The 23,410-nt window shown below is 67.2% G+C and carries 27 protein-coding genes; 12 read left to right on the top strand and 15 right to left on the bottom strand.

The genetic code is table 11. From position 1 onward, the window contains the following. The first annotated feature begins 67 nt into the window (after positions 1-67). Together GIY56_RS03960 and GIY56_RS03955 are read left to right on the top strand one after the other, a co-directional pair. Positions 68-358: a succinate dehydrogenase assembly factor 2 gene (locus tag GIY56_RS03960; protein ID WP_196053540.1), complete on the top strand. Its 291-nt coding sequence runs from the start codon at positions 68-70 to the stop codon at positions 356-358. A gap of 128 nt (positions 359-486) precedes the next feature. Further along, positions 487-987: a MarR family winged helix-turn-helix transcriptional regulator gene (locus tag GIY56_RS03955; RefSeq protein ID WP_154763890.1), complete on the top strand. Its 501-nt coding sequence runs from the start codon at positions 487-489 to the stop codon at positions 985-987. A 12-nt stretch (positions 988-999) separates the two neighbouring features. On the opposite strand, the gene GIY56_RS03950 is transcribed toward GIY56_RS03955, so the two are convergent. The 7 genes from GIY56_RS03950 to GIY56_RS03920 all read right to left on the bottom strand — a co-directional run bounded on the left by GIY56_RS03950 (position 1,000) and on the right by GIY56_RS03920 (position 6,181). Further along, positions 1,000-1,428, bottom strand: a complete 429-nt coding sequence (locus GIY56_RS03950) for a VOC family protein (protein WP_328288431.1) — start codon at positions 1,426-1,428, stop codon at positions 1,000-1,002. Positions 1,429-1,493: 65 nt separating this feature from the next. Further along, a complete protein-coding gene (locus tag GIY56_RS03945; protein ID WP_154763524.1) occupies positions 1,494-1,973 on the bottom strand; it encodes a dihydrofolate reductase in 480 nt (159 codons plus the stop codon). After that, the gene (locus GIY56_RS03940; RefSeq protein ID WP_154763523.1) at positions 1,973-2,806 is read right to left on the bottom strand and encodes a thymidylate synthase; all 834 of its coding nucleotides are present in this window, start codon (positions 2,804-2,806) and stop codon (positions 1,973-1,975) included. The genes GIY56_RS03945 and GIY56_RS03940 overlap by 1 nt, the downstream gene beginning before the upstream one ends. Before the next feature lies 1 nt (position 2,807). Then, entirely contained in the window at positions 2,808-4,766 is a 1,959-nt protein-coding gene (gene parE / locus GIY56_RS03935) for a DNA topoisomerase IV subunit B (protein WP_154763522.1), read from the bottom strand. Between the two features lie 69 nt (positions 4,767-4,835). Then, on the bottom strand, positions 4,836-5,216 hold the full coding sequence (locus GIY56_RS03930) for a type II toxin-antitoxin system death-on-curing family toxin (RefSeq protein ID WP_154763521.1): 381 nt from the start codon (positions 5,214-5,216) through the stop codon (positions 4,836-4,838). Positions 5,217-5,219: 3 nt separating this feature from the next. After that, positions 5,220-5,468 carry a hypothetical protein gene (locus tag GIY56_RS03925; RefSeq protein WP_154763520.1) on the bottom strand — a complete coding sequence of 83 codons (249 nt, stop codon included), beginning with the start codon at positions 5,466-5,468 and terminating at the stop codon, positions 5,220-5,222. A 53-nt stretch (positions 5,469-5,521) separates the two neighbouring features. Beyond that, a complete protein-coding gene (locus GIY56_RS03920) occupies positions 5,522-6,181 on the bottom strand; it encodes a glutathione S-transferase family protein (protein WP_154763519.1) in 660 nt (219 codons plus the stop codon). 137 nt (positions 6,182-6,318) lie between these two features. Here GIY56_RS03920 and ppk2 point away from each other — a divergent pair, with 137 nt between their 5' ends. From ppk2 to ccoS, 5 genes are all read left to right on the top strand, one after another. Beyond that, positions 6,319-7,326, top strand: coding sequence for a polyphosphate kinase 2 (gene ppk2 / locus GIY56_RS03915; RefSeq protein WP_154763518.1), 1,008 nt, complete (start codon positions 6,319-6,321; stop codon positions 7,324-7,326). An 85-nt stretch (positions 7,327-7,411) separates the two neighbouring features. After that, on the top strand, positions 7,412-8,962 hold the full coding sequence (gene ccoG, locus GIY56_RS03910) for a cytochrome c oxidase accessory protein CcoG (RefSeq protein ID WP_154763517.1): 1,551 nt from the start codon (positions 7,412-7,414) through the stop codon (positions 8,960-8,962). 1 nt (position 8,963) lies between these two features. Next, positions 8,964-9,428: a FixH family protein gene (locus GIY56_RS03905; protein ID WP_154763516.1), complete on the top strand. Its 465-nt coding sequence runs from the start codon at positions 8,964-8,966 to the stop codon at positions 9,426-9,428. A gap of 1 nt (position 9,429) precedes the next feature. Continuing rightward, positions 9,430-11,631, top strand: coding sequence for a heavy metal translocating P-type ATPase (locus GIY56_RS03900; RefSeq protein WP_154763515.1), 2,202 nt, complete (start codon positions 9,430-9,432; stop codon positions 11,629-11,631). 3 nt (positions 11,632-11,634) lie between these two features. Beyond that, complete coding sequence (ccoS, locus tag GIY56_RS03895; RefSeq protein WP_154763514.1) at positions 11,635-11,796, top strand: cbb3-type cytochrome oxidase assembly protein CcoS; 162 nt, start codon at positions 11,635-11,637, stop codon at positions 11,794-11,796. Positions 11,797-11,863: 67 nt separating this feature from the next. On the opposite strand, the gene GIY56_RS03890 is transcribed toward ccoS, so the two are convergent. Further along, the gene (locus tag GIY56_RS03890; protein ID WP_328288430.1) at positions 11,864-13,528 is read right to left on the bottom strand and encodes a serine hydrolase; all 1,665 of its coding nucleotides are present in this window, start codon (positions 13,526-13,528) and stop codon (positions 11,864-11,866) included. 215 nt (positions 13,529-13,743) lie between these two features. Between GIY56_RS03890 and clpS the strand changes: the two genes are divergently transcribed. Genes clpS through GIY56_RS03875 form a run of 3 tightly spaced genes read left to right on the top strand, consistent with a single transcriptional unit; the run spans position 13,744 to position 15,874 of the window. Then, positions 13,744-14,061: an ATP-dependent Clp protease adapter ClpS gene (gene clpS, locus GIY56_RS03885; RefSeq protein ID WP_154763512.1), complete on the top strand. Its 318-nt coding sequence runs from the start codon at positions 13,744-13,746 to the stop codon at positions 14,059-14,061. Between the two features lie 8 nt (positions 14,062-14,069). After that, a complete protein-coding gene (locus GIY56_RS03880) occupies positions 14,070-15,068 on the top strand; it encodes a class I SAM-dependent methyltransferase (RefSeq protein ID WP_407946950.1) in 999 nt (332 codons plus the stop codon). Then, positions 15,068-15,874 (top strand): SDR family NAD(P)-dependent oxidoreductase, encoded by an 807-nt coding sequence (locus tag GIY56_RS03875; RefSeq protein ID WP_154763510.1) that lies wholly within the window; start codon positions 15,068-15,070, stop codon positions 15,872-15,874. The genes GIY56_RS03880 and GIY56_RS03875 overlap by 1 nt, the downstream gene beginning before the upstream one ends. A gap of 3 nt (positions 15,875-15,877) precedes the next feature. Here the strand turns inward: GIY56_RS03875 and GIY56_RS03870 are convergent, their stop codons facing one another. Continuing rightward, positions 15,878-16,297, bottom strand: a complete 420-nt coding sequence (locus GIY56_RS03870; RefSeq protein ID WP_154763509.1) for a hypothetical protein — start codon at positions 16,295-16,297, stop codon at positions 15,878-15,880. A 69-nt stretch (positions 16,298-16,366) separates the two neighbouring features. Here GIY56_RS03870 and hemF point away from each other — a divergent pair, with 69 nt between their 5' ends. Then, a complete protein-coding gene (gene hemF / locus GIY56_RS03865; protein WP_154763508.1) occupies positions 16,367-17,227 on the top strand; it encodes an oxygen-dependent coproporphyrinogen oxidase in 861 nt (286 codons plus the stop codon). Here hemF and GIY56_RS03860 read toward each other — a convergent pair. Beyond that, positions 17,224-18,099 (bottom strand): DMT family transporter, encoded by an 876-nt coding sequence (locus GIY56_RS03860; protein WP_154763507.1) that lies wholly within the window; start codon positions 18,097-18,099, stop codon positions 17,224-17,226. The genes hemF and GIY56_RS03860 overlap by 4 nt on opposite strands. Beyond that, entirely contained in the window at positions 18,096-19,124 is a 1,029-nt protein-coding gene (gene hemE / locus GIY56_RS03855; RefSeq protein ID WP_154763506.1) for a uroporphyrinogen decarboxylase, read from the bottom strand. Before hemE ends, GIY56_RS03860 begins: the two co-directional genes overlap by 4 nt. 74 nt (positions 19,125-19,198) lie before the next feature. On the opposite strand from hemE, the gene hemC reads away from it, so the two are divergent. Then, positions 19,199-20,140 (top strand): hydroxymethylbilane synthase, encoded by a 942-nt coding sequence (gene hemC / locus GIY56_RS03850; RefSeq protein ID WP_196053539.1) that lies wholly within the window; start codon positions 19,199-19,201, stop codon positions 20,138-20,140. A gap of 24 nt (positions 20,141-20,164) precedes the next feature. Here hemC and lexA read toward each other — a convergent pair whose 3' ends face one another. The 4 genes from lexA to trpC form a co-directional block, all read right to left on the bottom strand. Next, complete coding sequence (gene lexA, locus GIY56_RS03845; protein ID WP_154763505.1) at positions 20,165-20,866, bottom strand: transcriptional repressor LexA; 702 nt, start codon at positions 20,864-20,866, stop codon at positions 20,165-20,167. A gap of 101 nt (positions 20,867-20,967) precedes the next feature. Continuing rightward, entirely contained in the window at positions 20,968-22,146 is a 1,179-nt protein-coding gene (locus tag GIY56_RS03840) for a molybdopterin molybdotransferase MoeA (protein ID WP_154763504.1), read from the bottom strand. Continuing rightward, a complete protein-coding gene (gene moaC, locus GIY56_RS03835) occupies positions 22,143-22,616 on the bottom strand; it encodes a cyclic pyranopterin monophosphate synthase MoaC (protein ID WP_154763503.1) in 474 nt (157 codons plus the stop codon). Before moaC ends, GIY56_RS03840 begins: the two co-directional genes overlap by 4 nt. Then, positions 22,613-23,404 carry an indole-3-glycerol phosphate synthase TrpC gene (gene trpC / locus GIY56_RS03830; protein ID WP_154763502.1) on the bottom strand — a complete coding sequence of 264 codons (792 nt, stop codon included), beginning with the start codon at positions 23,402-23,404 and terminating at the stop codon, positions 22,613-22,615. The genes moaC and trpC overlap by 4 nt, the downstream gene beginning before the upstream one ends. Positions 23,405-23,410 lie beyond the last annotated feature (6 nt).

Genomic DNA, 23,410 nt, shown 5'->3' with positions numbered 1-23,410 from the left:
GAAGGACGTGCGCGCATGGCTTATGCTGCCCGGACCGGGACGACAAGCGCGCCGTAAAGGACAAAGAATGACCGAATCGCCTGACATCCGCCTGCGCCGCCTGAAGATGCGCAGCTGGCGCCGCGGCATGAAGGAAATGGACCTGATCCTGGGCCATTTCGCCGACGGTCCCCTGGCCGGCCTGCCGCCCGCCGATCTGGACGCCTACGAGGCTGTCCTGGCCGAGAACGACCAGGATCTGTACCTGTGGGTCACGGCGCGCGTGAATGGCGGCGGCAATCGCGGCCCGGCGGGGCTTGCCGCGATGCTGGACAGGATCGCGGCCCATGCGGCGGAACGGCTGAAGCCGGTTCGTTAGAATTTTCCCTAATCTCCTGGGGAAGTTGCATCGCTTTAACCGAAGATTTCGATTTTCAGGGCAATGATGCGGTCATGACGAACAAATCAGGACCGCGAGATTCCATGATTTCCCCCGCGCCGCGCGACATGCGCCCCCAAGCCGATGTCCAGGCCCTGCCGGACCTTGCCGACACGACCGAGGCTTATCTGGAATCCCTCCAGCTTCTGGAACGGCTGCACCGGCTGATGCTGGATCTGGTCAAGGACGAATTCGAACGCCTGGGCCAGCACGACCTGACCCCGGTCCAGGCGATGATCCTCTATAACCTCGGCGGGGCCGAGGTGTCGGCGGGCGAATTGCGGTCCCGCGGCATGTATCAGGGATCGAATGTCAGCTATAACCTGAAGAAGCTGGTGACGATGGGCTATGTCCATCACGAACGCAGCGACCTGGACCGCCGCTCGGTCCGCGTGAAGCTGACCGACGAAGGCCAGGCGATCCGCGACATGGTCCACCGCCTGTTCCTGCGCCACGCCGAAGGGCTGGCCATGTCCGGCGTGCTGGAGGATCCGCCCCTGGAACAGGTGAACCTGCAAAGCCGCCGGATCGAGCGGTTCTGGCTGGAACAGATCCGCTATATCTACTGACCGACGGCAGGATCACCAGTGGCCGGTGTTTTCCATGCTGGCCCAGGGTTCCGCCGGGGGCAGGGGGTCGCCTTCCTGCAACAGCTCGATCGAGATGTTGTCGGGGCTGCGTACGAAGGCCATGTGCCCGTCGCGCGGCGGCCGGTTGATGGTGACGCCCGCGTCCATCAGCGTCCGGCACAGGTCATAGATGTTGCCGACCCGGTAGGCCAGGTGCCCGAAATGGCGGCTGTCCGAGGGCAGGCCTTTGTCCCCGTCCCAGTTGTGGGTCAGCTCGACCGGGCATTCCGGCTGGCCGGGCGGGGCCATGAAGACCAGCGTGAAGCGGCCCTTGTCGTTGTCGATGCGGCGTGTTTCCTCCATCCCCAGCAGCTTGAAAAAGGCCATGGTCTTGTCCAGGTCGGCGACGCGGACCATCGTGTGCAGATAGCGGATATTCACGGGGATCTCCTTGTCTTGCGGATTGCCGGCAGCTTGGCATGACGGGCGGCGGGGCGCAAACCGCGCTAGCGGCGGCGCAGGTATTCGAACAGCACGCAGGCAGGCCCGGCAGGGCGCAGCGGCACGGACCCGAGGCAATGCCAGTCGCTATCATCGAAAGCCGGAAAGAACGCGTCGGCGTCCGGCACGGCCAGGTCCACCTCGGTCAGCAGCAGCCGGTCCGCCAGGGGCAGCAGCGCGCGATAGACGCCCGCTCCGCCGATGCCATAGACGCGCCGCTGGCCCGATTGATGCGCGTGATCGACCGCCGCCTCGGGCGAGGGGAAGACCTGCTCGGCAATGGTCAGGTCCGATGACACGACCAGATTCAACCGGTTCTTCAACGGCTTGACCGGCAGGCTGTCCCAGGTCCGGCGGCCCATGATGACGGCCCCGCCGGTGGTTTCGCGCTGGAAGAAGGCCAGATCATCGGGCGCGCGCCAGGGGATGTCGTTGTTCTTGCCGATGGCGCCGTTGCGGTCGCGGGCCGCGATCAGGGTCAGCATCAGACCGCCACCGGGGCCTTGATGGCCGGATCGGGGTCATAGTTCAGGATCTCGAAATCGTCATGGCGGAAATCGAAGATCGACGGCACGTCGCGGCGCAGACGGATTTGGGGCAGGGGCTTCGGAGTCCGCGCAAGCTGGGTGCGCACCTGGTCCAGATGGTTGGAATAGATATGCGCGTCACCGATGGAATGGACGAAATCGCCCGGCTGATACCCGGTCACATGTGCCAGCATCACCTGCAACAGCGCATAGGAGGCGATGTTGAACGGCACCCCCAGGAACATGTCCGCCGATCGCTGATACAGTTGCAGATGCAGCTTGCCCGCCAGGATCCGCACCTGCCACAGCGTATGGCAGGGCGGCAGTGCCATGTCGGGCACGTCGCCGGGGTTCCAGGCCGACACGATCAGGCGGCGAGAATCCGGCGTCCTGCGGATCGCATCGACCAGATCGGCGATCTGATCGACATGGCCCGCGAAGAACAGCGGGCGTCCATCGGCATCCAGCCCGCTGGGCACCAGCTTGGGGAAATGGCGCCACTGGCGGCCATAGACCGGACCAAGGTCGCCGTTCTCGTCCGCCCATTCGTCCCAGATCGAGACGCCGTTTTCCTGCAAGTAACGGATGTTCGTGTCGCCCGACAGGAACCACAGCAGTTCGTGGATGATCGACTTGAGGTGCAGCTTCTTGGTCGTGACCAGCGGAAAGCCGTCCGCCAGCGGATAGCGGCATTGCAGCCCGAAATGGCTGATCGTGCCAGTTCCCGTCCGGTCAGAGCTTTCCTGCCCCTGGTCCAGCACCGTCCGCAAGGCGTCGTGATACTGCCGCATGTCACACGTCCAGTTCGTCGGCAAAGCGGGCGTTTTCCTGGATGTACTCGAAGCGCAGTTCCGGCTTCTTGCCCATCAGGCGCTCCACCAGATCGCCGGTTTCGCCGCCTTCGTCGTCGTCGATGCTGACCCGGATCAGCTTGCGCGTCCTGGGGTTCATCGTCGTGTCCTTCAGGTCCTTGGCGTCCATCTCGCCTAGGCCCTTGAAGCGTTGCACGTCGATCTTGCCCTTGCCGCCCAGACCCTTGGCCAGCATCCGCTCCTTTTCCGCGTCATCCGCGACATAGATACGATGCGCCCCCTGCGTCAGCCGGTAAAGCGGCGGGCAGGCCAGGTACAGGTGCCCCTTGTCGATCATCGGCCGCATCTGCGTGAAGAAGAAGGTCATCAGCAGCGACGCGATATGCGCCCCGTCCACATCGGCGTCGGTCATGATGATGACCTTGTCATAGCGCAGGTCATCGACGTTGAAACGGGATCCGATACCGACGCCAAGAGCTTGGCAAAGATCGTTGATTTCCTGGTTGGCGCCCATCTTGTTCGACGCCGCGCCCAGCACGTTCAGGATCTTGCCGCGCAAGGGCAGCAGGGCCTGGTTGGTCCGGTCGCGCGCCATCTTGGCGCTGCCGCCCGCGCTGTCGCCCTCGACGATGAACAGTTCGGTCCCTTCGCGGCTGGTGGCGCTGCAATCGACCAGCTTGCCGGGCAGGCGCAGTTTTTTCGTGGCCGTCTTGCGGGCGGTTTCCTTTTCCTGCCTGCGGCGCAGGCGCTCCTCGGACCGCAGGACCAGGAAGTCCAGGATCGCGCCCGCCGATTTCGTGTCCGCGGCCAGCCAGGTGTCGAAGTGGTCGCGCACGGCGTTTTCCACCAGGCGCGCGGCCTCGGTCGTGGCCAGGCGATCCTTGGTCTGGCCCACGAATTCGGGTTCGCGGATGAAGCAGGACACAAGCGCGCAGCCGCCGGTCAGCAGATCCTCTCGCGTGATGTTCGCGGCCTTCTTGTTGTTGATCCGCTCGCCATAGGCGCGCACGCCCTTCAGGATCGCGGCCCAGAAGCCCGCCTCGTGCGTGCCGCCCTCGGGCGTGGGGACCGTGTTGCAATAGGACTGGATGAAGCCGTCGCGCGCGGGCGTCCAGTTGATCGCCCAGTCCACCTTGCCCGGCGCGCCCTGCCTGCGGAAATCGACGCTGCCCGCAAAGGGCCGGTCGGCATAGGTGCTGGCCCCGGTCAGCGTTTCGGACAGATAATCGGCCAGGCCGCCGGGGAAATGGAACGTGGCCTCGCGCGGGGTTTCGCCGTCGTCGATTTCCGATTTCCAGCGGATTTCGACGCCGCTGAACAGATAGGCCTTGGACTTGACCATCTTTAGCAGCCGCGCGGGCTTGAAGCGGTGGTGGCCGAAGATCTCCTCGTCCGCGTGGAAGGTGACGGTGGTCCCGCGCCGGTTCGGGGCGGCGCCGATCCGCGCCACCGGTCCCTGCGGAATACCGCGCGAGAACCGCTGCTCGAACAATTCCTTGTTCCGCGCGACCTGCACGATCATCACGTCCGACAGCGCGTTCACGACGGACGCGCCCACCCCGTGCAACCCGCCCGAGGTCTGGTAGGCATCGCCCGAGAACTTGCCGCCCGCGTGCAGGGTGCAGAGGATTACCTCCAACGCCGACTTGCCCGGAAACTTGGGATGCGGGTCGATGGGGATGCCGCGGCCGTTGTCGCGCACGACCACGCTGTGATCGGCCAGCAGCTCGACCTCGATCCGGGTGGCATGGCCCGCCACGGCCTCGTCCATCGAGTTGTCGAGGATTTCCGCCACCAGGTGATGCAGCGCGCGTTCGTCGGTTCCGCCGATATACATGCCGGGCCGCTTGCGCACAGGCTCCAACCCCTCCAGCACCTCGATCGAGGCCGCGGAATAGCTGTCGGTCGCATCGACTGCGGAAAGAAGGTCGTCGGCCATGGGTTCTGCTCTTGTTCTTGGTGGGGGGACTATCTCATGCAAGCGGGGCCAAGGCCAGTCCCGCAGGGTTCAGGCGGTGTCGCGCAGCCAGCAGGCCAGGTCGCCGTCGTCGATCAGGCCCTGGGCCAGGGCGATGATCTTCTGGCCGATGACATGATCCGGGACATCCGGCTCTCTCGCGCCGTTCATGTCCAGGACCACCTGCATCGTGCGAAAGGCCGTGCGCTTGTTCGCATCGTTGAAGCAATGACCCTGGGCGATGGCCATGGCATAAGCCGCCGCCAGATCGAAGACATCCTCGATCATGCCATAGGCCAGCCGGTTCTCGACCCGCGCCAAGGCTCCGTCCAGGGATTTGTCCTGCGCCCGGCCGGGCAGTTCCCCATCGTTCAGAACGGCATCATGGATCATCTCGACCAGTTCGGTCGAGGGCAGCAGCCAATTATTCATGGCCTATTTGTCGCGCAGATAATCAAGGACGGGTTGCGCACGATCCTGGGTCCGCCGCAGCGATTCCATCACTTCCTCGCGCGTGGCATGGCGGTGCTGCCCCTTGTCCGTCGCTTCCTCGGGGACCAGATAGCCGACAAGCTGCGAATTCCGCAGGATCGCCACCGGCTTGCCGCCAGAGCGTTCAAGAACCTTATGCGGTTCGCGCAATTCGGTCATGGTGCAGATGTGGTTCGTCAGCAAGCGGGTCATGGCGATCTCCTAACAGCCTGAATATTGCCTACTGCAATGTATATTTCAATCCCTCATTCCGGTTCGGCGAGGCGTGCTTCCCACATCTGGCGGAAGGCGGGGCGGGACTGGCAGGCCTCCAGCCAGGCCATGGTTGCGGGGAACTGGCCCATCAGCTCGCAATAGCCCTGGGCGTATCGCAGAACCTCGGCCATGTTGATGTCGGCCACGGTGAAGCGGTCGCCCATCAGGTGCCTGCGGGTGGAAAGATGCCCCTCGACCACGCTCAGCGGGCGGACCAGACGCTCGGCCGCGTGGGCGACAAGGGCCTGGTCCTCGCCCGATTGCAGCCGAGAGCGAGCGTGCAGGAACAGGATGGTCAGCGCGTCAGGCTCGATGCTGGTGGCGGCATAAAAGCTCCACTGCATCATCAGCGCGTCCTCGGCCAGATCAGCCGGGCCGATCTCGCCGCCATGCTTGCGCGCCAGATACAGGGTGGCGGCCAGCGACTCGGACAGGACCAGGCCGTCGTCCTCGATCACGGGGATCGCGCCTGCGGGCGACAGCGACAGGAAGGCCGGGGAATGCGTGTTCAGGGCTGCGTGCGGGGCATCGGGATCGGCCAGGCGATAGGCCTGGATCACGGGGATCTGCCGGAACTCCAGCCCGATCTCGTGGCACAGCCAGATGATGCGCGAGGCGCGCGAACGGGTGACGCCGTGGATGGTCAGCATGGAAGGCTCCTTCTGTCGGACAGACGCCATGCCGCCTGCAAGGGGCAGGAAAGCGTCATGACTTGATCCTGCGCAAGGCGGAAGGCCGGGAAACGTGTCAGACTCGTGACGTTCAATCCCGTGCAGAAGGACATTCCATGGACAATATCCTGTCCCCCGCCCCCGACACTGCCGAGACTGCCATCCCCACCGCCCCCGCGAACGAAGCCGCCACCCCGGCCCCCCAGGCCGAGGCGCCCCCGCCGGTTCGCGCGCCGCGCCCCCGCCGCGCCAGGCCCTCGGGTCCCGATGCCGTGCGCGAGGCGTTCGAGACCGGCCGCTATCCCTATCGCGACCGCATGGGCCGCCGGGAATACGAGGCGGAAAAGGCGGAACTGCAGGCCGAATTGCTGAAGGTGCAGATCTGGACCCAGGAAACCGGCCAGAAGTTCGTGATCCTGTTCGAGGGCCGCGATGCCGCCGGAAAGGGCGGCACGATCAAGCGGTTCAACGAACACCTGAACCCGCGCGCGGCCCGCGTGGTGGCTCTGAACAAGCCCACGGACGAGGAACGCGGGCAATGGTATTTCCAGCGTTACGTCCAGCATCTGCCCACCTCGGGCGAAATGGTCTTTTACGACCGCAGCTGGTACAATCGCGCCGGGGTCGAGCGGGTGATGGGCTTCTGCACCGCCAGCGACTATCTGGAATTCATGCGCCAGGCGCCCGAGTTCGAGCGGATGCTGGTCCGGTCGGGGATCCGGCTTTACAAGTACTGGTTCTCGGTCACGCAGGACGAACAGCGGCTGCGCTTCACCGCCCGCCAGACCGACCCGTTGAAACGCTGGAAACTGTCGCCCATCGACGAGGCCAGCTTGGACAAGTGGGACGACTATACCGAGGCGAAGGAGGCGATGTTCTTCTATACCGACACCGCCGACGCGCCCTGGATCATCGTCAAGTCGAACGACAAGAAACGCGCCCGGCTGAACTGCATGAGGCATTTCCTGGCGACGCTGGACTATCCCGACAAGGATCCGGCCGTCGCCCTGCCGCCCGACCCGCTGATCGTCGGCCCGGCCACCCATGTGGTCCACGGCTCGACCCATATCCTGGGCCGCGCGCTGCATCCCAACAGCCGCAAGGTCGCGGTGCCGCACGGATAAGGGCCGGTTGCATTTGATGCAGGTCAAGGAATCGCCCCGGCATCCGGTCTAGACCGGGCCTTGCGAAACAGGAGCGATTCTTCACATGTCCAGCCAAGAGTTGGACCCCCCCAGCCTTTACGCCAAGCGGGAACCCATCTTTCCGAAGCGGGTGAAGGGGCGGTTCAGGAACCTCAAGTGGATCGTCATGGCAGTGGCCTTGACGATCTATTACATCATGCCGTGGATCCGATGGGACCGGGGACCGTCGATGCCCGACCAGGCGGTCCTGGTCGATCTGGCCAACCGGCGCTTCTTCTTCTTCTGGATCGAGATCTGGCCGCACGAATTCTATTTCGTCGCGGGCCTTCTGGTCATGGCGGGACTGGGGCTGTTCCTGTTCACCTCGGCCCTGGGACGGGTGTGGTGCGGCTATGCCTGCCCGCAGACGGTCTGGACCGACCTGTTCATCCTGGTCGAACGCTGGATCGAGGGCGACCGCAACGCCCGCATCCGCCTGCACCGCCAGGCCTGGGACGCGCAGAAAATCCGGCTGCGGGCCGCGAAATGGGCGGTCTGGCTGGTGATCGCGCTGATGACCGGCGGGGCCTGGATCTTCTATTTCACCGATGCGCCGACGCTGCTGGGCAACCTGCTGACCGGCCAGGCCCACCCTGTCGCTTACACCACCATGGCGATCCTGACGGCGACGACCTTCTTCTTCGGCGGCTTCGCGCGCGAGCAGATCTGCATCTATGCCTGCCCCTGGCCGCGCATCCAGGCCGCCATGATGGACGAGGACACGCTGACCGTCGCCTATCGCGAATGGCGGGGCGAGCCGCGCGGCAAGACCAATGTCCGCCACCGCCCCGCCGCCGTGGCCTTCCAGGCCGAGGCTGACAGCCATGCCGCCGGTCCGGTTGCAGGCGGCAAATACCCGCCCGTGCCTTATCCGGGCGTGCCCACGGGCGTCGGCGGGCCGATCCCGCTGAATTCCGCAGGCGACTGCATCGACTGCATGGCCTGCGTGAACGTCTGCCCGATGGGCATCGACATCCGCAACGGCCAGCAGATGGAATGCATCACCTGCGCGCTGTGCATCGACGCCTGCGACGAGATCATGGACAAGATCGGCAAGCCGCGCGGGCTGATCGACTACATGGCGCTGAAGGACGAAACCGCCGAACGCGCCGGGGCCAAGCCGAAGCCCGTCTGGAAGCATGTCCTGCGGCCCCGCACGCTGCTGTATTTCACGCTGTGGGCCGGCATCGGCGTCGGGCTGATCGTGGCGCTGTTCATCCGCTCGCCGCTGGACCTCAACGTCTCGCCGGTGCGCAACCCGCTGTTCGTCACCATGTCCGACGGCGCGATCCGCAACACCTACGAGGTGCGCTTGCGCAACAAGCAGAACGAGACGCGCGCCTTCAGCTTCGACGTGGAAGGCGGCGGGAACGTGGCGGTTGCCATCGAGGGCGCCCCCTCGGGCGCGGTCGAGGTTGCGGCGGACGAGACTCTGAGCCGCCGGATCTATGTGACGGCGCCTGCCGGATCGGAACTGGCCGGGGCCGCAACGACCTCGCTGGACCTGATCGTTCGGGACGAAATCGACGGCACCACCGCGACCGTCGGCACCATCTTCCACGGAAAGGGCCAGTGACATGGCACGGGAACTGACGGGCCGCCACGTCCTGATCATCACGCTGGCCGCATTCGGCGTCATCATCGCCGTCAATGTCGTCATGGCCTTCCTGGCCGTCGGCAGCTTTCCGGGGCTGGAGGTGCAAAACAGCTATGTCGCCTCGCAGGAGTTCGACCGCGACCGGCAGGCCCAGCAGGGTCTGGGCTGGACCGCCAAGGCCAGCTATGACGGATCGGACCTGACCATCGAGATCCTGGACAAGCAGGGCCGGCATCCGATCCTGCGCGATCTCACGGCCACGGTCGGCCGGCCCACGCACAAGCGCGCGGACGTGACGCCCGACTTCACCGTGGCTGGCGGCGTTTATCGTGCGCCCCTGGATCTGGAACCGGGGGCATGGAACATCCATGTCCAGGCCGTGGCCGAGGACGGGACGCGGTTCCGCCAGCGGCTGGACCATTATGCCGGCGCAAGGGTGAACTGACATGGCCGACCTGACCGCATCGGGCTTTAGCGCCTGTCCCGCCTGCGACGCCGCGCCCCTGGCGCAGCGGCTGGCCGACCGGGCCGACCATGCCGACGGCACGCTGATCCTGTCGCTGCCCTCGGCCCACTGCGCGACCTGCATCACCGACGTGGAAACCGCCCTAGTTGCCCATCCGGGCGTGCGCAGCGCCCGCGTCAACCTGACCCTGCGCCGCGTCACCGTGGATGCGCCGGGCCTGAGTGCCGACGACCTGATCCCGGTCCTGGCCGGCGTGGGGTATGAGGCGCACGAGCTTGACCCCGACGCGCTGTCGGCCACCACCGCCGACCGGCAGGGCCGCGACCTGCTGATGCGCATCGGCGTGTCGGGTTTCGCGATGATGAACATCATGATCCTGTCGGTCGCCGTCTGGTCGGGGGCCGAGGCCGCGACGCGCGACCTGTTCCACTGGATCAGTGGCGCCATCGCGCTGCCCACCGTGTTCTTCGCGGGCCAGCCCTTCTTCCGCAGCGCCTGGTCGGCGCTGAGGGTTGGCCGCCTTGGCATGGACGTGCCGATTTCGCTGGCGCTGGTTCTGGCCAGCGCGATTTCCGTCTATGAGACGATGAATTCGGGACATCACGCCTATTTCGACGGCGTGACCATGCTGTGCTTCTTCCTGCTGATCGGCCGTTACCTGGACCACCGCACCCGCGCCATTGCCCGGTCCGCCGCAGCCGAACTGACCGCGCTCGAGGTTCCCCGCGCCACCCTGCTGATCGACGGGGCCGAACAGGTCGTGCCCATCGCATCCTTGCGCCTGGGTGACCTGATCCGCATCCGTCCCGGCGCCCGCGTGCCCGCCGATGGCGAGATCGTGGAAGGCCGGTCCGAGATCGACCGCGCGCTGCTGACCGGAGAGACGCTGCCCGTGCTGGCCGTGCCCGGCCAGATGCTGTCGGCGGGCGAGGTGAACCTGACCGGCCCCCTGACCCTGCGCGTGACGGCGGCGGGGCGCGATTCCTCGCTGGCGCGCCTGACTGCCCTGGTCGAGGCGGCCGAATCCGCGCGTGGCCGCTATACCTCGTTGGCCGAGCGTGTCGCCAAGGCCTATTCGCCCAGTGTGCATGTGATGGCGCTGACCAGCTTCGCGGGCTGGATGTGGGCCACGGGCGATCTGCGGCTGGCCGTCAACATCGCGGCGGCGGTGCTGATCGTGACCTGCCCCTGCGCGCTTGGCCTGGCGGTCCCGGCGGTCGCCACGGCGGCCTCGGGGCGGCTGTTCCGGCGCGGGCTGCTGATCAAGGACGGCACCGCCCTGGAACGCCTGGCCGAGGTCGATACCGTGGTCTTCGACAAGACCGGCACGCTAACCATGGGCCGGCCGGTGCTGGTGTCCGCCGATCCGTTGACCCCCGTTCTGCGCCCCGTGGCCCGCGCCCTGGCCGAGGCTTCCGCCCATCCCCTGTCGCGCGCGCTGGCCGAGGCACTCGCCGACCAGCCCGTTGCCGACCTCACCGACGTGACCGAGCATCCGGGATTCGGCGTCTCGGCCCGCTGGCAAGGCCGCATGGTCCGGCTGGGCCGTGCCGACTGGCTGGGCGTGGGCGAGGATGATGGAACCCTCCCCACCAGCGCGACCTGGCTGGCCGTCGAGGGACAGGCCCCGGTCCGGCTGGACTTCACCGACGAATTGCGGCCGGGTGCTGCGGACTGCGTGGCGATGCTGCGCAAGGCGCGGTTGCGGGTCGTGCTGATCTCGGGCGACCGCCAGGCTGCGGTGGCCGATCTGGCCGCGCGGCTTGGCATCGGTGATTTCCACGCGGGCGTCGATCCGCGCGGGAAAGAGGCCATGGTGGCCGATCTTGCAGTACGGGGTGCGCGCGTCCTGATGGTCGGCGACGGGCTGAACGACACGGCGGCGCTGGCCCGCGCCCATGCCTCGATCTCGCCTGCCAGCGCGCTGGATGCGGCGCGGGTCGCCAGCGACATGGTTCTGACCGGCAACGACCTTGCGCCCGTGGCCGATGCGGTAGAGACCGCGCGCCGCGCCACCCGCCGGATCCGCGAAAACTTCGCGATCTCGATCGCCTATAACATCGTGGCGGTGCCGCTGGCGGTCGCCGGGATGGTGACGCCGCTGATCGCGGCGCTGGCGATGTCGCTCAGCTCGATCACGGTGACGCTGAACGCCCTGCGGCTGCGCGACCGAAAGGAGTAGGTCATGGAAATCCTGTCCATCCTGATCCCCGTATCGCTTGGCCTTGGCGCGGCAGGCCTGGTCGCCTTCATCTGGGCGCTGCGGTCGCGCCAGTTCGAGGATCCCAAGGGCGATGCCGAACGGATCCTGTCCGACAAGTGGGACGACCGGCCAAGGCCCGACTAGGCAGGCCGAGACATAGAAAAGGGGCGAGGTGATCCTCGCCCCTTATCATTTCGGTCAGCGGTCCGGCTCAGTTCCCGACCACCTGGCATTCCTGCGACCGGCTGACGAAGCGTTCGCAGACCAGTTCGGCATTGGCCTTTGTCAGGTTCGCGAAGCTTGGCTGGAAGCCGCGCCTGGTGTCGGCCACATGGCGCGCCGCGCCTTCCAGGACGGCGCCGTCCTGCAGCGCGCTGCGCAGCAGCAGCCGTTCCGCCTCGGTCTTCGAGGTGAACATTCCCAAGGTCACGCCCCAGCCACGCCCGCTGCCCCCGGGGCGGGACACGATTTCCAGCGCCTCGGGTTCGGCAAGGTCGCCTTCGCCCATGGCGGCAAGGATCACGGTTTCCGACCGCGGTTTCGGCGCGGGCGAGGCCAGCAGCGACATCGAGGCTGTGCCATCCTGCTGCGGCACGGCCTCGGCCACGGCGCGGGCGATCGCTTCAGGCTCGGCCCCGGCGTTGGTGATCGCCGCCGCCGTGCTGGCCGAACGGGACCGCGGCGCGGGGGCAGGGCGGACGGATTGCGACAGGACCGGCGCCACGAGGCTGGCCGATGGTGCCGCAGGCTCGGCCGCTGCCGGTGCAGCGGCGACTTCTGCCGGTGCGGCGGCGCGGCGGCTGACGGGACGGGCGCTGGCCGCCAGCGTCAGACCGCCGGTCGCGACAGGCTCGGTCCGACGCACGGCCTCGGGTTCTGCTGCGGGAACCACGGCGGCTGTCGAGGCCGCCGCAGGCCGGCTGAGGCGCGCCGGAGGGGCAGAGGCCGTCAGCACCAGCCGCTGCGGATCGGGCTGCGTCGCCGCGACCGACGGCTCGACCTGGGCGCGGCGTACGACGCGGGTCGCCAGCAGGCGAGGCGCCTCGGGGCGGACCTCGCGGACGCGGTTCGGCACGCGGCTGAAGCCCGCGTCCAGCAGCTGCGCCATCACCTGGTTGCGATGCGCGGTCGAGGTGCCGCCCAGCACGGTCGCCACCAGCCGCTTGTTGCCGCGCTGCGCCGAGGCGGTCAGGTTGAAGCCCGCGGCCCGGGTATAGCCCGTCTTGATCCCGTCCGCGCCCTGGTAGCTGTCCAGGAACCGCTTGTTGGTCGAGGCGACCTGCGCGATCCCCGCATCCGCCGAGCGGCGCGAGAAGATGTTGTAATACTGCGGAAAATCATAGAACAGCCGCCGCCCCAGGATGGTCATGTCGTGGGCGGTCGAGTAATGCCCTTCCTGCGTCAGCCCGTGGGCGTTCTGGAAGTGGCTGTTGGTCATGCCGATGGCGCGGGCCATCTGGGTCATCTGCTGGGCAAACGCCGCCTCGGACCCGGCAAGACCTTCGCCGATCGTGGTCGCGGCGTCGTTGGCCGACTTGATCGCGGCGGCGCGGATCAGATAGCGCAGCTCGATCCGCTGGCCCGCCTTCAGGCCCAGCTTGGACGGCGGTTCGGACGCGGCATTGGTGGACACCGGGAACTGCGAATCCAGCCGGACCTGTCCGCGTTCGATCGCGGTAAAGGCCATGTACAGCGTCATCATCTTGGTCAGGGACGCGGGATGCAGCCGCGTATCCTCGTTCTGCTTGTAGATCGGCTGGCCCGTGCGCGCGTCGATGACATAGGCGGCGAAGGGGGCGGCCGACAGGCTTGCCGGGGCCAGGACGGCCAGCAAGAGGATAGCCCACAGCCGGGCTGTCTGGGAAATTCGGATCACTGTCGCGGTCTCTCTGCCTCTGGCGGCATGTCGTTTGTCGCATGCCATTGCTTAACAACCGGATAATAGCACGCCATTCCCTGCCATGTAACCGCCGATTTGCGTTATTTTCCTGCGCCTGCGTTGGTCCGGGCGGGCTTTTATCGGCGGCGAAATCGACTATATTGAGGCACGTATTGCGATAATCGATCAGACTGGACAGCATGGCGCACTGGATGACAGACGGCGACGGACCCGACGACCAGATCGAACTGGTCACGAAGCCGCGCACCCGGACGCAACGGCCGCCGATGTACAAGGTCCTGATGCTGAACGACGATTTCACGCCGATGGAATTCGTGGTCCATGTGCTGGAACGGCTGTTCAACATGACCCATGCCCAGGCGATCGAGATCATGCTGACCGTCCATCGCAAGGGCGTGGCGGTCGTGGGCGTCTTCTCGCACGAGGTTGCCGAAACGAAGGTCGCGCAGGTGATGGAACTGGCGCGGCGGCAGCAGCATCCGCTGCAATGCACCATGGAAAAAGAATAACAGTGACAGTGACTCGCTTGGCTCTCGCGCTTCCGGATGGTCATCCCGGAGGCGATTTTCTCGTGATCGGCGCGCGGGGCGGCGACGACCTGTCGCCGCTGGATCCCGCCCGCACGCAGGTCCAGCAGGGCAATTTCCCGGATCACCAGGCCCTGTCCGCGCGCGGCTTTCATGTCGCGCCCCAGGTCGAGGGCCGCTTTGACGCCGCGCTGGTCGTGCTGTCCCGCGCCAAGGCGCAAGGGCGCGCGCGCATCGCCGATGCCGCCGCGCGCCTGCAGCCCGGTTCGGCGCTGTGGATCGACGGGCAAAAGACCGACGGCATCGATTCCATGCTGAAGGATCTGCGCGCCCTGGCACCGGTGGACGAGGTCCACAGCAAGGCGCATGGCAAGATCTTCCGCGTGACGATCCCCGGGGGCGACTGGCTGCCCCCCGACTGGACCGCCCGCCCGCAAGAGATCGCGCCGGGCTTCGTGACCCGTCCGGGCGTCTTTTCGGCAGACGGGGTCGATCCCGGATCGGCCATGCTGGCGGCGGCGCTGCCGGACCGGATGCCGACCCGTGTCGTCGATCTGGGCGCGGGATGGGGATGGCTGTCGGCGCAGGCGCTGGACCGCCCGGGGATCGAGATCCTCCATCTGGTCGAGGGCGATCATGCCGCCCTGGACTCGGCCCGCGACAACATCCGCGACCCGCGCGCGCAGTTCCATTGGGCCGATGCACGGGATTTCACGCTGAAGGAGCCCGTGAACGGCGTCATCATGAACCCGCCGTTCCACGATGGCCGCGCGGCGGACCCGCGGATCGGCGGGGACTTCATCGCGGCGGCGGCCCGGCTGCTGACCGGGGCAGGGCGGTTGTGGATGGTCGCGAATCGGCACCTGCCTTATGAAACGGTCCTGGCGCAGCACTTCGGGCAGGTCCGCGAGATCAGCGGCGACACCCGCTTCAAGGTCTTCGAGGCGACCGCCGCCGCCCGGGGCGCCGCGCGCAAGGGGCGGCGCTGATGGGCGGTGGTGTCGGGGGCAAGACGGCCATCGTCACGGGCGCCGGACGCGGAATCGGCATGGCGATTGCCCGCCAGTTCGTCGAACGCGGCGCCAACGTGATGTTCGCCGACGCGGACGAGGCGGCGCTGACCGTCGCCATGTCGGATTACGACGAACGCGACCCGCATGTGCGCAGCTTCGCGGGGCGGATGTCGGAACGGCTCGCCACGGCGAACCTGCTGTCGGCGACGCTGGATGCCTTTGACCGGGTGGACATCCTGGTCAACGCGCATCGGCTGGTCAAGGCCTCGGACCCGCTGGACACCGATCCCGACGTGCTGGAACAGCTGCTGCGCGAAAACATGATGGCGGGCCTGCGCATGACGCAGATCGTCGCCAAGCGCATGATCCGGCAGGCCGAGGAAGCGCCCGAGTCTGGGTCGGCGGGCGCCATCGTCAACCTGTCCACGCTGGCCGCGCAGCATCCGGTGCCCACCATGCTGGGCTATTCCATCGCCTATGCCGCGCAGGAACAGGCGACGCGGGGCATGGCGCTGGCGCTGGCGCCCCACCGGATCCGCGTGAACGGCGTGCGCTTCGGCAGCGTCATGTCGCACGAATTGAAGGAATCGCTGCGCGAAAAGCCGGAATTGCGCGACCGGATCGTTGCCGCCACCCCCATGGGCCGCATCGCGCCCGCCGACGAACTGGTGGACACGGTGATGTATCTGGCCAGCGATGCCTCGCGCTTCGTGACGGGCCAGATCCTCACCGTGGACGGGGGCCGCAGCCTGGCCGACCGAGTGGCGGTGCAGACGGTCTGAGGGTCAGCCCTGCTCTTCGGGGAAGGCGGCGCGGCAGGCTTGCACGACCGATGCTGCCCGGTTGCCCAGCACGGCGGCGCGCGCGGCCAGGTTGTCGCGCTTGCGCTGTTCGGCCGCAGGGTCGATGGGAACGCGATAGCGTTCGGTATCGACGTAATCCCGCCAGCACGGCTCATAGGCAACCACGGCGCGGCCCTTGTCGTCGCGGACATAGGTCCGGCATTGCGTCAGGCGGTCGCGCACGACCTGCCGTTCCTCCCAGGCATAGCCGCGCGCCAGATTACCCTCGACCTCGGCCAGCAGGCGGCTGACGGTGCGGTATTCGCTGGTGTTCTGGCTGATGCAGCGTTCCTGCGGCGTGCCGCAGGCCGCCACAAGCAGCGGCAGGGTGACGATTGCGGCAAGGGCAGAGTTGCGGCTCATGGCGGGTCTCATTACAGCGGGTAACGAATGCTAGCCCGGCGCGTTCAGGCTGGCAAATCAAGTTTGGAGATGCTTGTGGACCACGAACGCCATACCGCCGCCACCTGGTTCCGCGCGCTTCGCGACCGCATCGTCGCGGCCTTCGAGGGGCTGGAGGACCAAGGCCCCGGCGCCGCCCCTGCAGGCCGGTTCACCGTGACCCCGACCCTGCGCGAGGGCGACGGCGGCGGCGGGCTGATGTCGGTCCTGCGCGGCGGCCGCGTGTTTGAAAAAGTCGGCGTCAACTGGTCCGAGGTTCATGGCACCCTGGCCCCCCGCGCGCAGGCGGCGATGGCGTCCCGCGGGGTGCCGGGGATCGACACGGATCCCCGCTTCTGGGCCAGCGGCATCAGCCTGGTCGCGCATATGCAGAACCCCCACGCGCCCGCCGTCCACATGAACACGCGGATGTTCTGGACGCCCGGCGCCTGGTGGTTCGGAGGCGGGGCGGACCTGAACCCCTGCATCGAATATGCCGACGACACGGCCCATTTCCACGCCACCCTGCGGGCCGCCTGCGGCGGGCATGGCGCCGATTACTATGACCGCTTCAAGGCCTGGGCCGACGAATACTTCTTCATCCCGCACCGGGGGCGCGCGCGGGGTGTCGGCGGCATCTTCTTCGACGACCTGAACACCGGCGACTGGCAAGCGGATTTCGACTTTACCCACGCCGTGGGCGAGGCGTTCCTGCCCGCCTTCCTGCCGCTGGCGCAGGCGCGGATGGGGCAGCCCTGGTCGGACGCGGACCGCGATGCGCAACTGATCCATCGCGGGCTTTATGCGGAATACAACCTCGTCTATGACCGGGGGACGAAGTTCGGGCTGGAAACCGGCCACAATGCCGACGCCGTGCTGATGAGCCTGCCGCCGCTGGCGAAGTGGGTCTAGGCTGCGACCGCCAGCAGCCAGCCGACCCCCGCCAGGATCAGCGCCATGCCGATCAGTTGCACGGGCCTGACGCTTTGGCGAAAGACCCGGCCCGACAGAACCTGCGCCATCACGACCTCGACCAGGGCCAGCGTGCGGACATTGGCGGCCGGGGTCAGGGCAAAGCCGATGAACCAGAACAGCGAGGCGAAGGCCCCCAAGGCGCCGGCGCCGACGGATATGCGCCACTGCGCCGCGATGGCCCGCAGCGCGGCCCGGTCCCGAAGCGCAAGCCAGGCCAGCATGATCGCGGCCTGCAGCCCCAGGGTGATGGTCAGGACGGTGATGGCGCGAACCACATGGCCGCCATCGGGCAGGGCCAGCAGGGCGCCGCGAAAGCCGAGGGCCGACAGGCCGAACAGCGCGCCCGACAGGATGCCGGTTCCCACCGCACCCCACCCCGCGCGGCCCCAGCTTGCGCCCGAGGCAAGAACGACCCCCAGCGTCGCCAGGCCGATGGCGGCCAACCGGGCGGGGCCGAGCGGCTCGGCCAAGACAAGGGCACCGACCAGGGCCAGCGTCACGGGTTCGGTCTTCATCAGCGCGGTCGCGACGCCAAAGCCCTTGTCGCGCATGGTCATCAGCATGAAGGCGGTCGCGGCGATCTGCGCCAGCGCGCCAAGCGCGGCCCAGCCGATCACCTGAAGGCCAGGCGTCGGCAAAGGCACCCAGGCCGATGCCGCGACCAGCGCCAAGGCGGCGAAGGGGAAGCCAAAGACGAAGCGGACGGCCGTGGCCCCCAGGGTGCCGACCTCTCGTGTCAGCCCCGCCTGCGCGGCGTTCCGGGCGGTCTGCGCCGTGGCCGCGATCAGCGTGGCCGCGACCCAGATCATGCGCCGCGTACGGCCTTTATCATCAGGGCGACGTTTTCGGGATCGGCATCGGGCGTGATCCCGTGGCCCAGGTTGAAGATATGCGGTCCGCCCCGGAAGGCCCGCGTGATCCGCTGCGCCTCGGCCACCAGATCCGGCCCGCCCGTGACCATATGCCGCGGATCCAGATTGCCCTGCACGCAGCCGTCCGCCTGCACATGGCGCGCCGCCCAGTCCGCGCCGACCGAGTTGTCCAGCGCGACGCAATCCGCCCCGGTCGCGCGGGCAAAGCCGATGTAACGCTCGCCCGCCTCTCGCGGGAAAGCGATGATCGGAACATGGGGATGACGCTCTTTCATCGCGGCGATGATGCGCCGGGCGGGGGCAATGGCGAAGTCGTCGAAATCCTGGCCCTTGAGGCTGCCGGCCCAGCTGTCGAACAGCTTGACCACCTCGGCCCCGGCCTCGATCTGCGCCGACAGATAGAGGATCGTGGCCTCGGTGATTCGGTCGATCAGGGCGGTGAAGGCCGCGCGGTCCCTGTCCTTCAAGGCATGGGCCGGTCCCTGGTCGGGTGTGCCGCGGCCTGCCACCATATAGGTCGCCACCGTCCAGGGCGCGCCGGCAAAGCCGATCAGCGCCGTGTCCCGCGGCAGTTCGCGCGCCAGGATGCGCACTGTTTCGTAAACGGGGGCCAGACGGTCGTGGATCTGGTCCGCGGGCTTCAGCCTTGCGACCTCGTCGGCGGTCGTCACCGTGGACAGCCGCGGCCCCTCTCCTGTCACGAACCACAGATCCGCCCCAAGCGCCTGCGGCACCAGCAGGATGTCCGCGAACAGGATCGCCGCGTCGAAGCCAAAGCGGCGGATCGGCTGCAACGTCACCTCGGCCGCAAGATCGGGATTATAGCACAGCGACAGGAAATCGCCCGCCTGCGCGCGCGTGGCCCGGTATTCCGGCAGATAGCGGCCCGCCTGGCGCATCATCCAGATCGGCGGGACGGGCAGGGTTTCGCCGGCCAAGGCGCGCAGCAGAAGTTTGGTCATGGGGCCTCCTGCGGACCCTTCAAGGCGAGGCGTCGGACGTTGTCAAGCAGCCTGCCTGTCGCTATGCGGGGGGCATGACCCAGATGCCCGACCCCACCCGTCCCCTGAAGATCGGCACCCGAGGCTCGATGCTGGCGCTTGCGCAGGCGCACGAGACGCGGGACCGCCTTTCCGCCGCGCATGGCCTGCCCACGGATGCCTTCGAGATCGTCGTCATCAAGACGACCGGCGACCGGATCACCGACCGCCCGCTGAAGGAGATCGGCGGCAAGGGCCTGTTCACGCGCGAGATCGAGGAGGCGCTGCTGGCCGGGCAGATCGACATCGCGGTCCATTCGATGAAGGACATGCCGACGCTGCAACCCGAAGGGCTGGTGATCGACTGCCTTCTGCCGCGCGAGGATGTGCGGGACGCCTTTGTCAGCCCGCATTTCGCCTCGATCCCCGACCTGCCTGCGGGCACCGTGGTCGGCACCTCCAGCCTGCGCCGCCGCGCGCAACTGGCGCATCGCCGTCCGGATCTGCGCCTGGTCGAGTTCCGGGGCAACGTCCAGACCCGGATGAAGAAGCTGGACGAAGGCGTGGCGGCCGCGACCTTCCTGGCGATGGCGGGGCTTTCCCGGCTTGGGATGCGTGATGTCGCGCGCAACGCCATCGACCCGGCCGAGATGCTGCCTGCCGTCGCGCAAGGCGCCATCGGGGTCGAGCGGCGTCAGGGCGACGCCATCGCGGCAAGCCTGCTGGCCGCAATCCACCATGCGGACACCGGCTATCGCATCACCGCCGAGCGCGCCTTCCTGCTCCGGCTTGACGGATCCTGCCAGACGCCCATCGCCGGCCTGGCCGAGATCCGGGACGACCGCCTGCTGTTGCGAGGCGAAATCCTGCGGCCCGACGGATCCGCTGCCATCAGCGGCCATCGGGAAGGCGGTCTTGACGAGGGCGCGATCATGGGCGCCGATCTGGCCGAGGAATTGCTGGGCCGGGCAGGGGCGGGCTTCTTCGACGGCGTCTGAAGCCTGCCTGCCGAACCGAACGCCTTAGTAGCTGCGGATCAGCCCGACCAGCCGCCCCTGGATGCGGACGCTTTCCTCGGGCAGGATGCGCGTCTCATAGGCGGGGTTCGCGGCCTCAAGCGCAATCATGCCGCCGCGGCGGCGATAACGCTTCAAAGTCGCCTCATGACCATCGACCAGGGCCACGATGATGTCGCCGTTTTCCGCGGTGTCCTGCTCTCGGATCACCACCACATCGCCGTCGTTGATGCCAGCCTCGATCATCGAATCGCCCTGGACTTCCAGCGCATAGTGATGCTCGCGGCCGCTGAGCATGGTGCCCGGCACCGCGACATGATGCGACACCTCGGAAATGGCCTCGATGGGAACGCCGGCGGCAATGCGGCCCATCAGCGGCAGTTCGACCGCAGGGCTGTCCGCAATCGCGATGGCGCCGCGCGGACGGGGCGGACGCGTGTTCGAGATGACGCGCGGCGTAAAGCCACCCTTCATTTCCGCTGCCCCAAGCAGGGCGTCGGGCAGGCGCACGATTTCCAGGGCGCGGGCGCGATGCGGAAGCCTGCGGATGAAGCCGCGTTCTTCCAGCGCGGTGACAAGGCGATGGATGCCGGATTTTGACCGAAGATCCAGAGCTTCCTTCATCTCGTCAAAGGAGGGCGGAACCCCGTCGCGCGCCATGCGCTTTTGGATGAAATCCAGCAACTGGATTTGCTTCTTGGTCAGCATTCCGTCAATCCCCGGCATCTTCTTGTTCCGTATCTGTTCTATCGCAAAAGCAGAATCGCGTCAACGAACAGAACAGGGGAAACTGAAAACTTCGTTAATCGTCAGCCACGAAGGGGCAGAAAGCTGACGATGTCTCCAGCACGGCGGGGCGGATCGTTCGGCAGACGGACCAGCAGGGCGTCGGCCTGCGCCATCAGCGACAATCGCGCCGAATCCTGGCTGGAAAACGGGCGGATCAGCGGCAGATCCTCGCCATCCTCCAGGGTCGCGCGCAGATAGTGCTGCCGGTCGCCCTCGGCCTGCATTTCGACGGCAAGCCTTGCCTTTGCCAGCTTGTGGACAGGGCGAAGCCCCTGCATCGCAGCAATGAGAGGTTCTACGAACAAGAGGCCGCAAACCATTGCCGAAACAGGGTTTCCCGGAAGCCCGATCATCGGCATGTCGGCAAGCCGGCCCGCCATCAGCGGCTTGCCCGGCCGCATCGCGATCTTGTAGAAGGCGCGCTGAAGGCCAAGATCCGCCGCGACCTTGCCGACCAGATCATGATCGCCGACCGAGGCGCCTCCGATGGTGACCAGCAGATCGGCGCCCGAGGCGGCGGCGAAACCCGCGCGCAAGCTTTCCTCGGTGTCGCGGGCGATCGGCAGGACCAGGGGATCGGCCCCGGCATCGCGCACAAGCGCCGCAATGGCGAGGTCGTTGGAACTGACGATCTGGCCCGGCAGGGGCTGCGTTCCGGGGGCCACCAGTTCGTCCCCGCCGGCCAGGATCGCGACTCGGGGACGCTTGGCGACGGCGACGACCGGAATGTTCATCGCGGCAAGCAGGCCGATGTCGGATGCGGTCAGCCTGCGCGCCGGGGCAAAGCGGTCGCTCTGTTGAAAATCGTCGCCCGCCTTGCGGATATTGGCGCCGCTGGAGCGATCCGTGATCCGCACCCGGTTTCCGTCACGGACCACATGTTCCTGCATGACGACGCGGTCATAGCCCGGCGGAACCGCTGCGCCGGTGAAGATGCGAACGGCAGTGCCGGGCGCCGCCTGACCATTCCAGGGGCGGCCCGCCGCAGCCTCTCCGATGACGGTCAGGGGCTGGTCCATGTCCGCCGTCCGAACGGCATAGCCGTCCATAGCCGAGGCGTCGAAGGGCGGCTGCGTGATGCGGGACACGGCAGGTTCCGCCAGGACGCGGCCCACGGCCTCGGCAATCGGGATCAGTTCGCTTGCGACGGGATGCGCAAGGCCCAGAACCTGCTCCAGCGCCTGTTGAACCGAAATCATGCGTTTTCCTCGTAATCCCCTGACTTTCCGCCGCTTTTCCTGAGAAGCCGGATGTCCTGCAAGACCATCGACTTCTCGGCGGCTTTCAGCATGTCATAGATGGTCAGGCAGGCGACCGAGACGGCGGTCAGCGCCTCCATCTCGACCCCGGTCTGGCCGGTCGTGCGCACGGTCGCGGTGACGCGGATGCCGGGCAGGGCGGTGTCGGGTTCAAAGTCCAGGGACACCTTGCTGATGGGCAGCGGATGGCACAGCGGAATCAGGTCCGCCGTCCGCTTGGCCGCCATGATCCCCGCCAGGCGCGCCACGCCCAGCACATCGCCCTTTTTCGCCCCGCCTTGCGCCAGCGCCAGCGTTTCTGCCGTCATCACGACGCAGCCCTGCGCCACGGCCTCTCGGGTCGTCACAGCCTTGTCCGAGACATCGACCATGTGGGCCTGGCCCGAGGCGTCGAAATGGGTCAGGCTCATGCCGCCACGTCCAGGATCCGGCGGGTGGCTGCGGTCACGTCGGCCTGCCGCATCAGGCTTTCGCCGATCAGGAACCGACGCGCCCCCACCTGCATCATTGCGGTCAGGTCGTCGGCGGTGAACAGCCCGCTTTCGCAGACGATGTCCCGATCTGCCGGAACACGCGGCGCAAGTTCGCGCGTCACATCAAGAGAAAGTTCGAACGTCTTGAGATTACGGTTGTTTATCCCCATCAGGGACGACTTCAGCCGCAGCGCCCGGTCCAGTTCGGCGGCATCGTGGACCTCGATCAGCGCGTCCATGCCCCAGTGGAAGGCCGCGTCCTCCAGCTCCGCCGCAAGGGCATCATCGACCGAGGCCATGATGATCAGGATGCAGTCCGCGCCCCAGGACCGCGCCTCGGCCACCTGATAGGTGTCGTAAAGGAAGTCCTTGCGCAGGACCGGCAGCGAACAGGCCTCGCGCGCGGCGGTCAGGAAGGCGGGCGCGCCCTGGAAACTGGGCGCATCGGTCAGGACCGACAGGCAGGCGGCCCCGCCCGCCTCATAGGCGCGCGCCAAGGCCGGAGGATCGAAGTCAGGCCGGATCAGGCCCTTGGAGGGGCTGGCCTTCTTGATCTCGGCAATCAGCGCGGCGCCGGTCGCGGCCTTCCGCGTCAGTGCCTGCGCGAAGCCGCGCGGGGCCGAGGCGGCGCGGGCGGCGGCCTCGACATCGGCGAGCGGACGCGCGGCCTTGGCGGTGGCGATCTCGTCCAGCTTGTAGGCCTTGATCTTGTCCAGAATGTCCATGGGATG

It is taken from the genome of Paracoccus lichenicola (genome assembly GCF_009708075.1).
In the GTDB taxonomy this organism is placed as follows: Bacteria; Pseudomonadota; Alphaproteobacteria; order Rhodobacterales; family Rhodobacteraceae; genus Paracoccus; species Paracoccus lichenicola.
Note: the sequence above shows the minus strand (reverse complement) of the source record. Positions and strands in the feature narration are given on the sequence as shown.

Coding starts and splice junctions, on each gene's coding strand:
- hemE (WP_154763506.1), bottom strand. CDS start 19,124: ATGACCAAACTTCTGCTGCGCGCCTTGGCCGGCGAAACCCTGCCCGTC.
- lexA (WP_154763505.1), bottom strand. CDS start 20,866: ATGCTGACCAAGAAGCAAATCCAGTTGCTGGATTTCATCCAAAAGCGC.
- GIY56_RS03840 (WP_154763504.1), bottom strand. CDS start 22,146: ATGATTTCGGTTCAACAGGCGCTGGAGCAGGTTCTGGGCCTTGCGCAT.
- clpS (WP_154763512.1), top strand. CDS start 13,744: ATGACAGACGGCGACGGACCCGACGACCAGATCGAACTGGTCACGAAG.
- GIY56_RS03920 (WP_154763519.1), bottom strand. CDS start 6,181: ATGCTGACCATCCACGGCGTCACCCGTTCGCGCGCCTCGCGCATCATC.
- GIY56_RS03875 (WP_154763510.1), top strand. CDS start 15,068: ATGGGCGGTGGTGTCGGGGGCAAGACGGCCATCGTCACGGGCGCCGGA.
- GIY56_RS03960 (WP_196053540.1), top strand. CDS start 68: ATGACCGAATCGCCTGACATCCGCCTGCGCCGCCTGAAGATGCGCAGC.
- parE (WP_154763522.1), bottom strand. CDS start 4,766: ATGGCCGACGACCTTCTTTCCGCAGTCGATGCGACCGACAGCTATTCC.
- GIY56_RS03870 (WP_154763509.1), bottom strand. CDS start 16,297: ATGAGCCGCAACTCTGCCCTTGCCGCAATCGTCACCCTGCCGCTGCTT.
- ppk2 (WP_154763518.1), top strand. CDS start 6,319: ATGGACAATATCCTGTCCCCCGCCCCCGACACTGCCGAGACTGCCATC.
- GIY56_RS03955 (WP_154763890.1), top strand. CDS start 487: ATGCGCCCCCAAGCCGATGTCCAGGCCCTGCCGGACCTTGCCGACACG.
- GIY56_RS03900 (WP_154763515.1), top strand. CDS start 9,430: ATGGCCGACCTGACCGCATCGGGCTTTAGCGCCTGTCCCGCCTGCGAC.
- hemF (WP_154763508.1), top strand. CDS start 16,367: ATGCTTGTGGACCACGAACGCCATACCGCCGCCACCTGGTTCCGCGCG.
- GIY56_RS03945 (WP_154763524.1), bottom strand. CDS start 1,973: ATGCTGACCCTGATCGCGGCCCGCGACCGCAACGGCGCCATCGGCAAG.
- GIY56_RS03925 (WP_154763520.1), bottom strand. CDS start 5,468: ATGACCCGCTTGCTGACGAACCACATCTGCACCATGACCGAATTGCGC.
- GIY56_RS03860 (WP_154763507.1), bottom strand. CDS start 18,099: ATGATCTGGGTCGCGGCCACGCTGATCGCGGCCACGGCGCAGACCGCC.
- trpC (WP_154763502.1), bottom strand. CDS start 23,404: ATGGACATTCTGGACAAGATCAAGGCCTACAAGCTGGACGAGATCGCC.
- GIY56_RS03930 (WP_154763521.1), bottom strand. CDS start 5,216: ATGAATAATTGGCTGCTGCCCTCGACCGAACTGGTCGAGATGATCCAT.
- moaC (WP_154763503.1), bottom strand. CDS start 22,616: ATGAGCCTGACCCATTTCGACGCCTCGGGCCAGGCCCACATGGTCGAT.
- ccoG (WP_154763517.1), top strand. CDS start 7,412: ATGTCCAGCCAAGAGTTGGACCCCCCCAGCCTTTACGCCAAGCGGGAA.
- hemC (WP_196053539.1), top strand. CDS start 19,199: ATGACCCAGATGCCCGACCCCACCCGTCCCCTGAAGATCGGCACCCGA.
- GIY56_RS03905 (WP_154763516.1), top strand. CDS start 8,964: ATGGCACGGGAACTGACGGGCCGCCACGTCCTGATCATCACGCTGGCC.
- ccoS (WP_154763514.1), top strand. CDS start 11,635: ATGGAAATCCTGTCCATCCTGATCCCCGTATCGCTTGGCCTTGGCGCG.
- GIY56_RS03940 (WP_154763523.1), bottom strand. CDS start 2,806: ATGCGGCAGTATCACGACGCCTTGCGGACGGTGCTGGACCAGGGGCAG.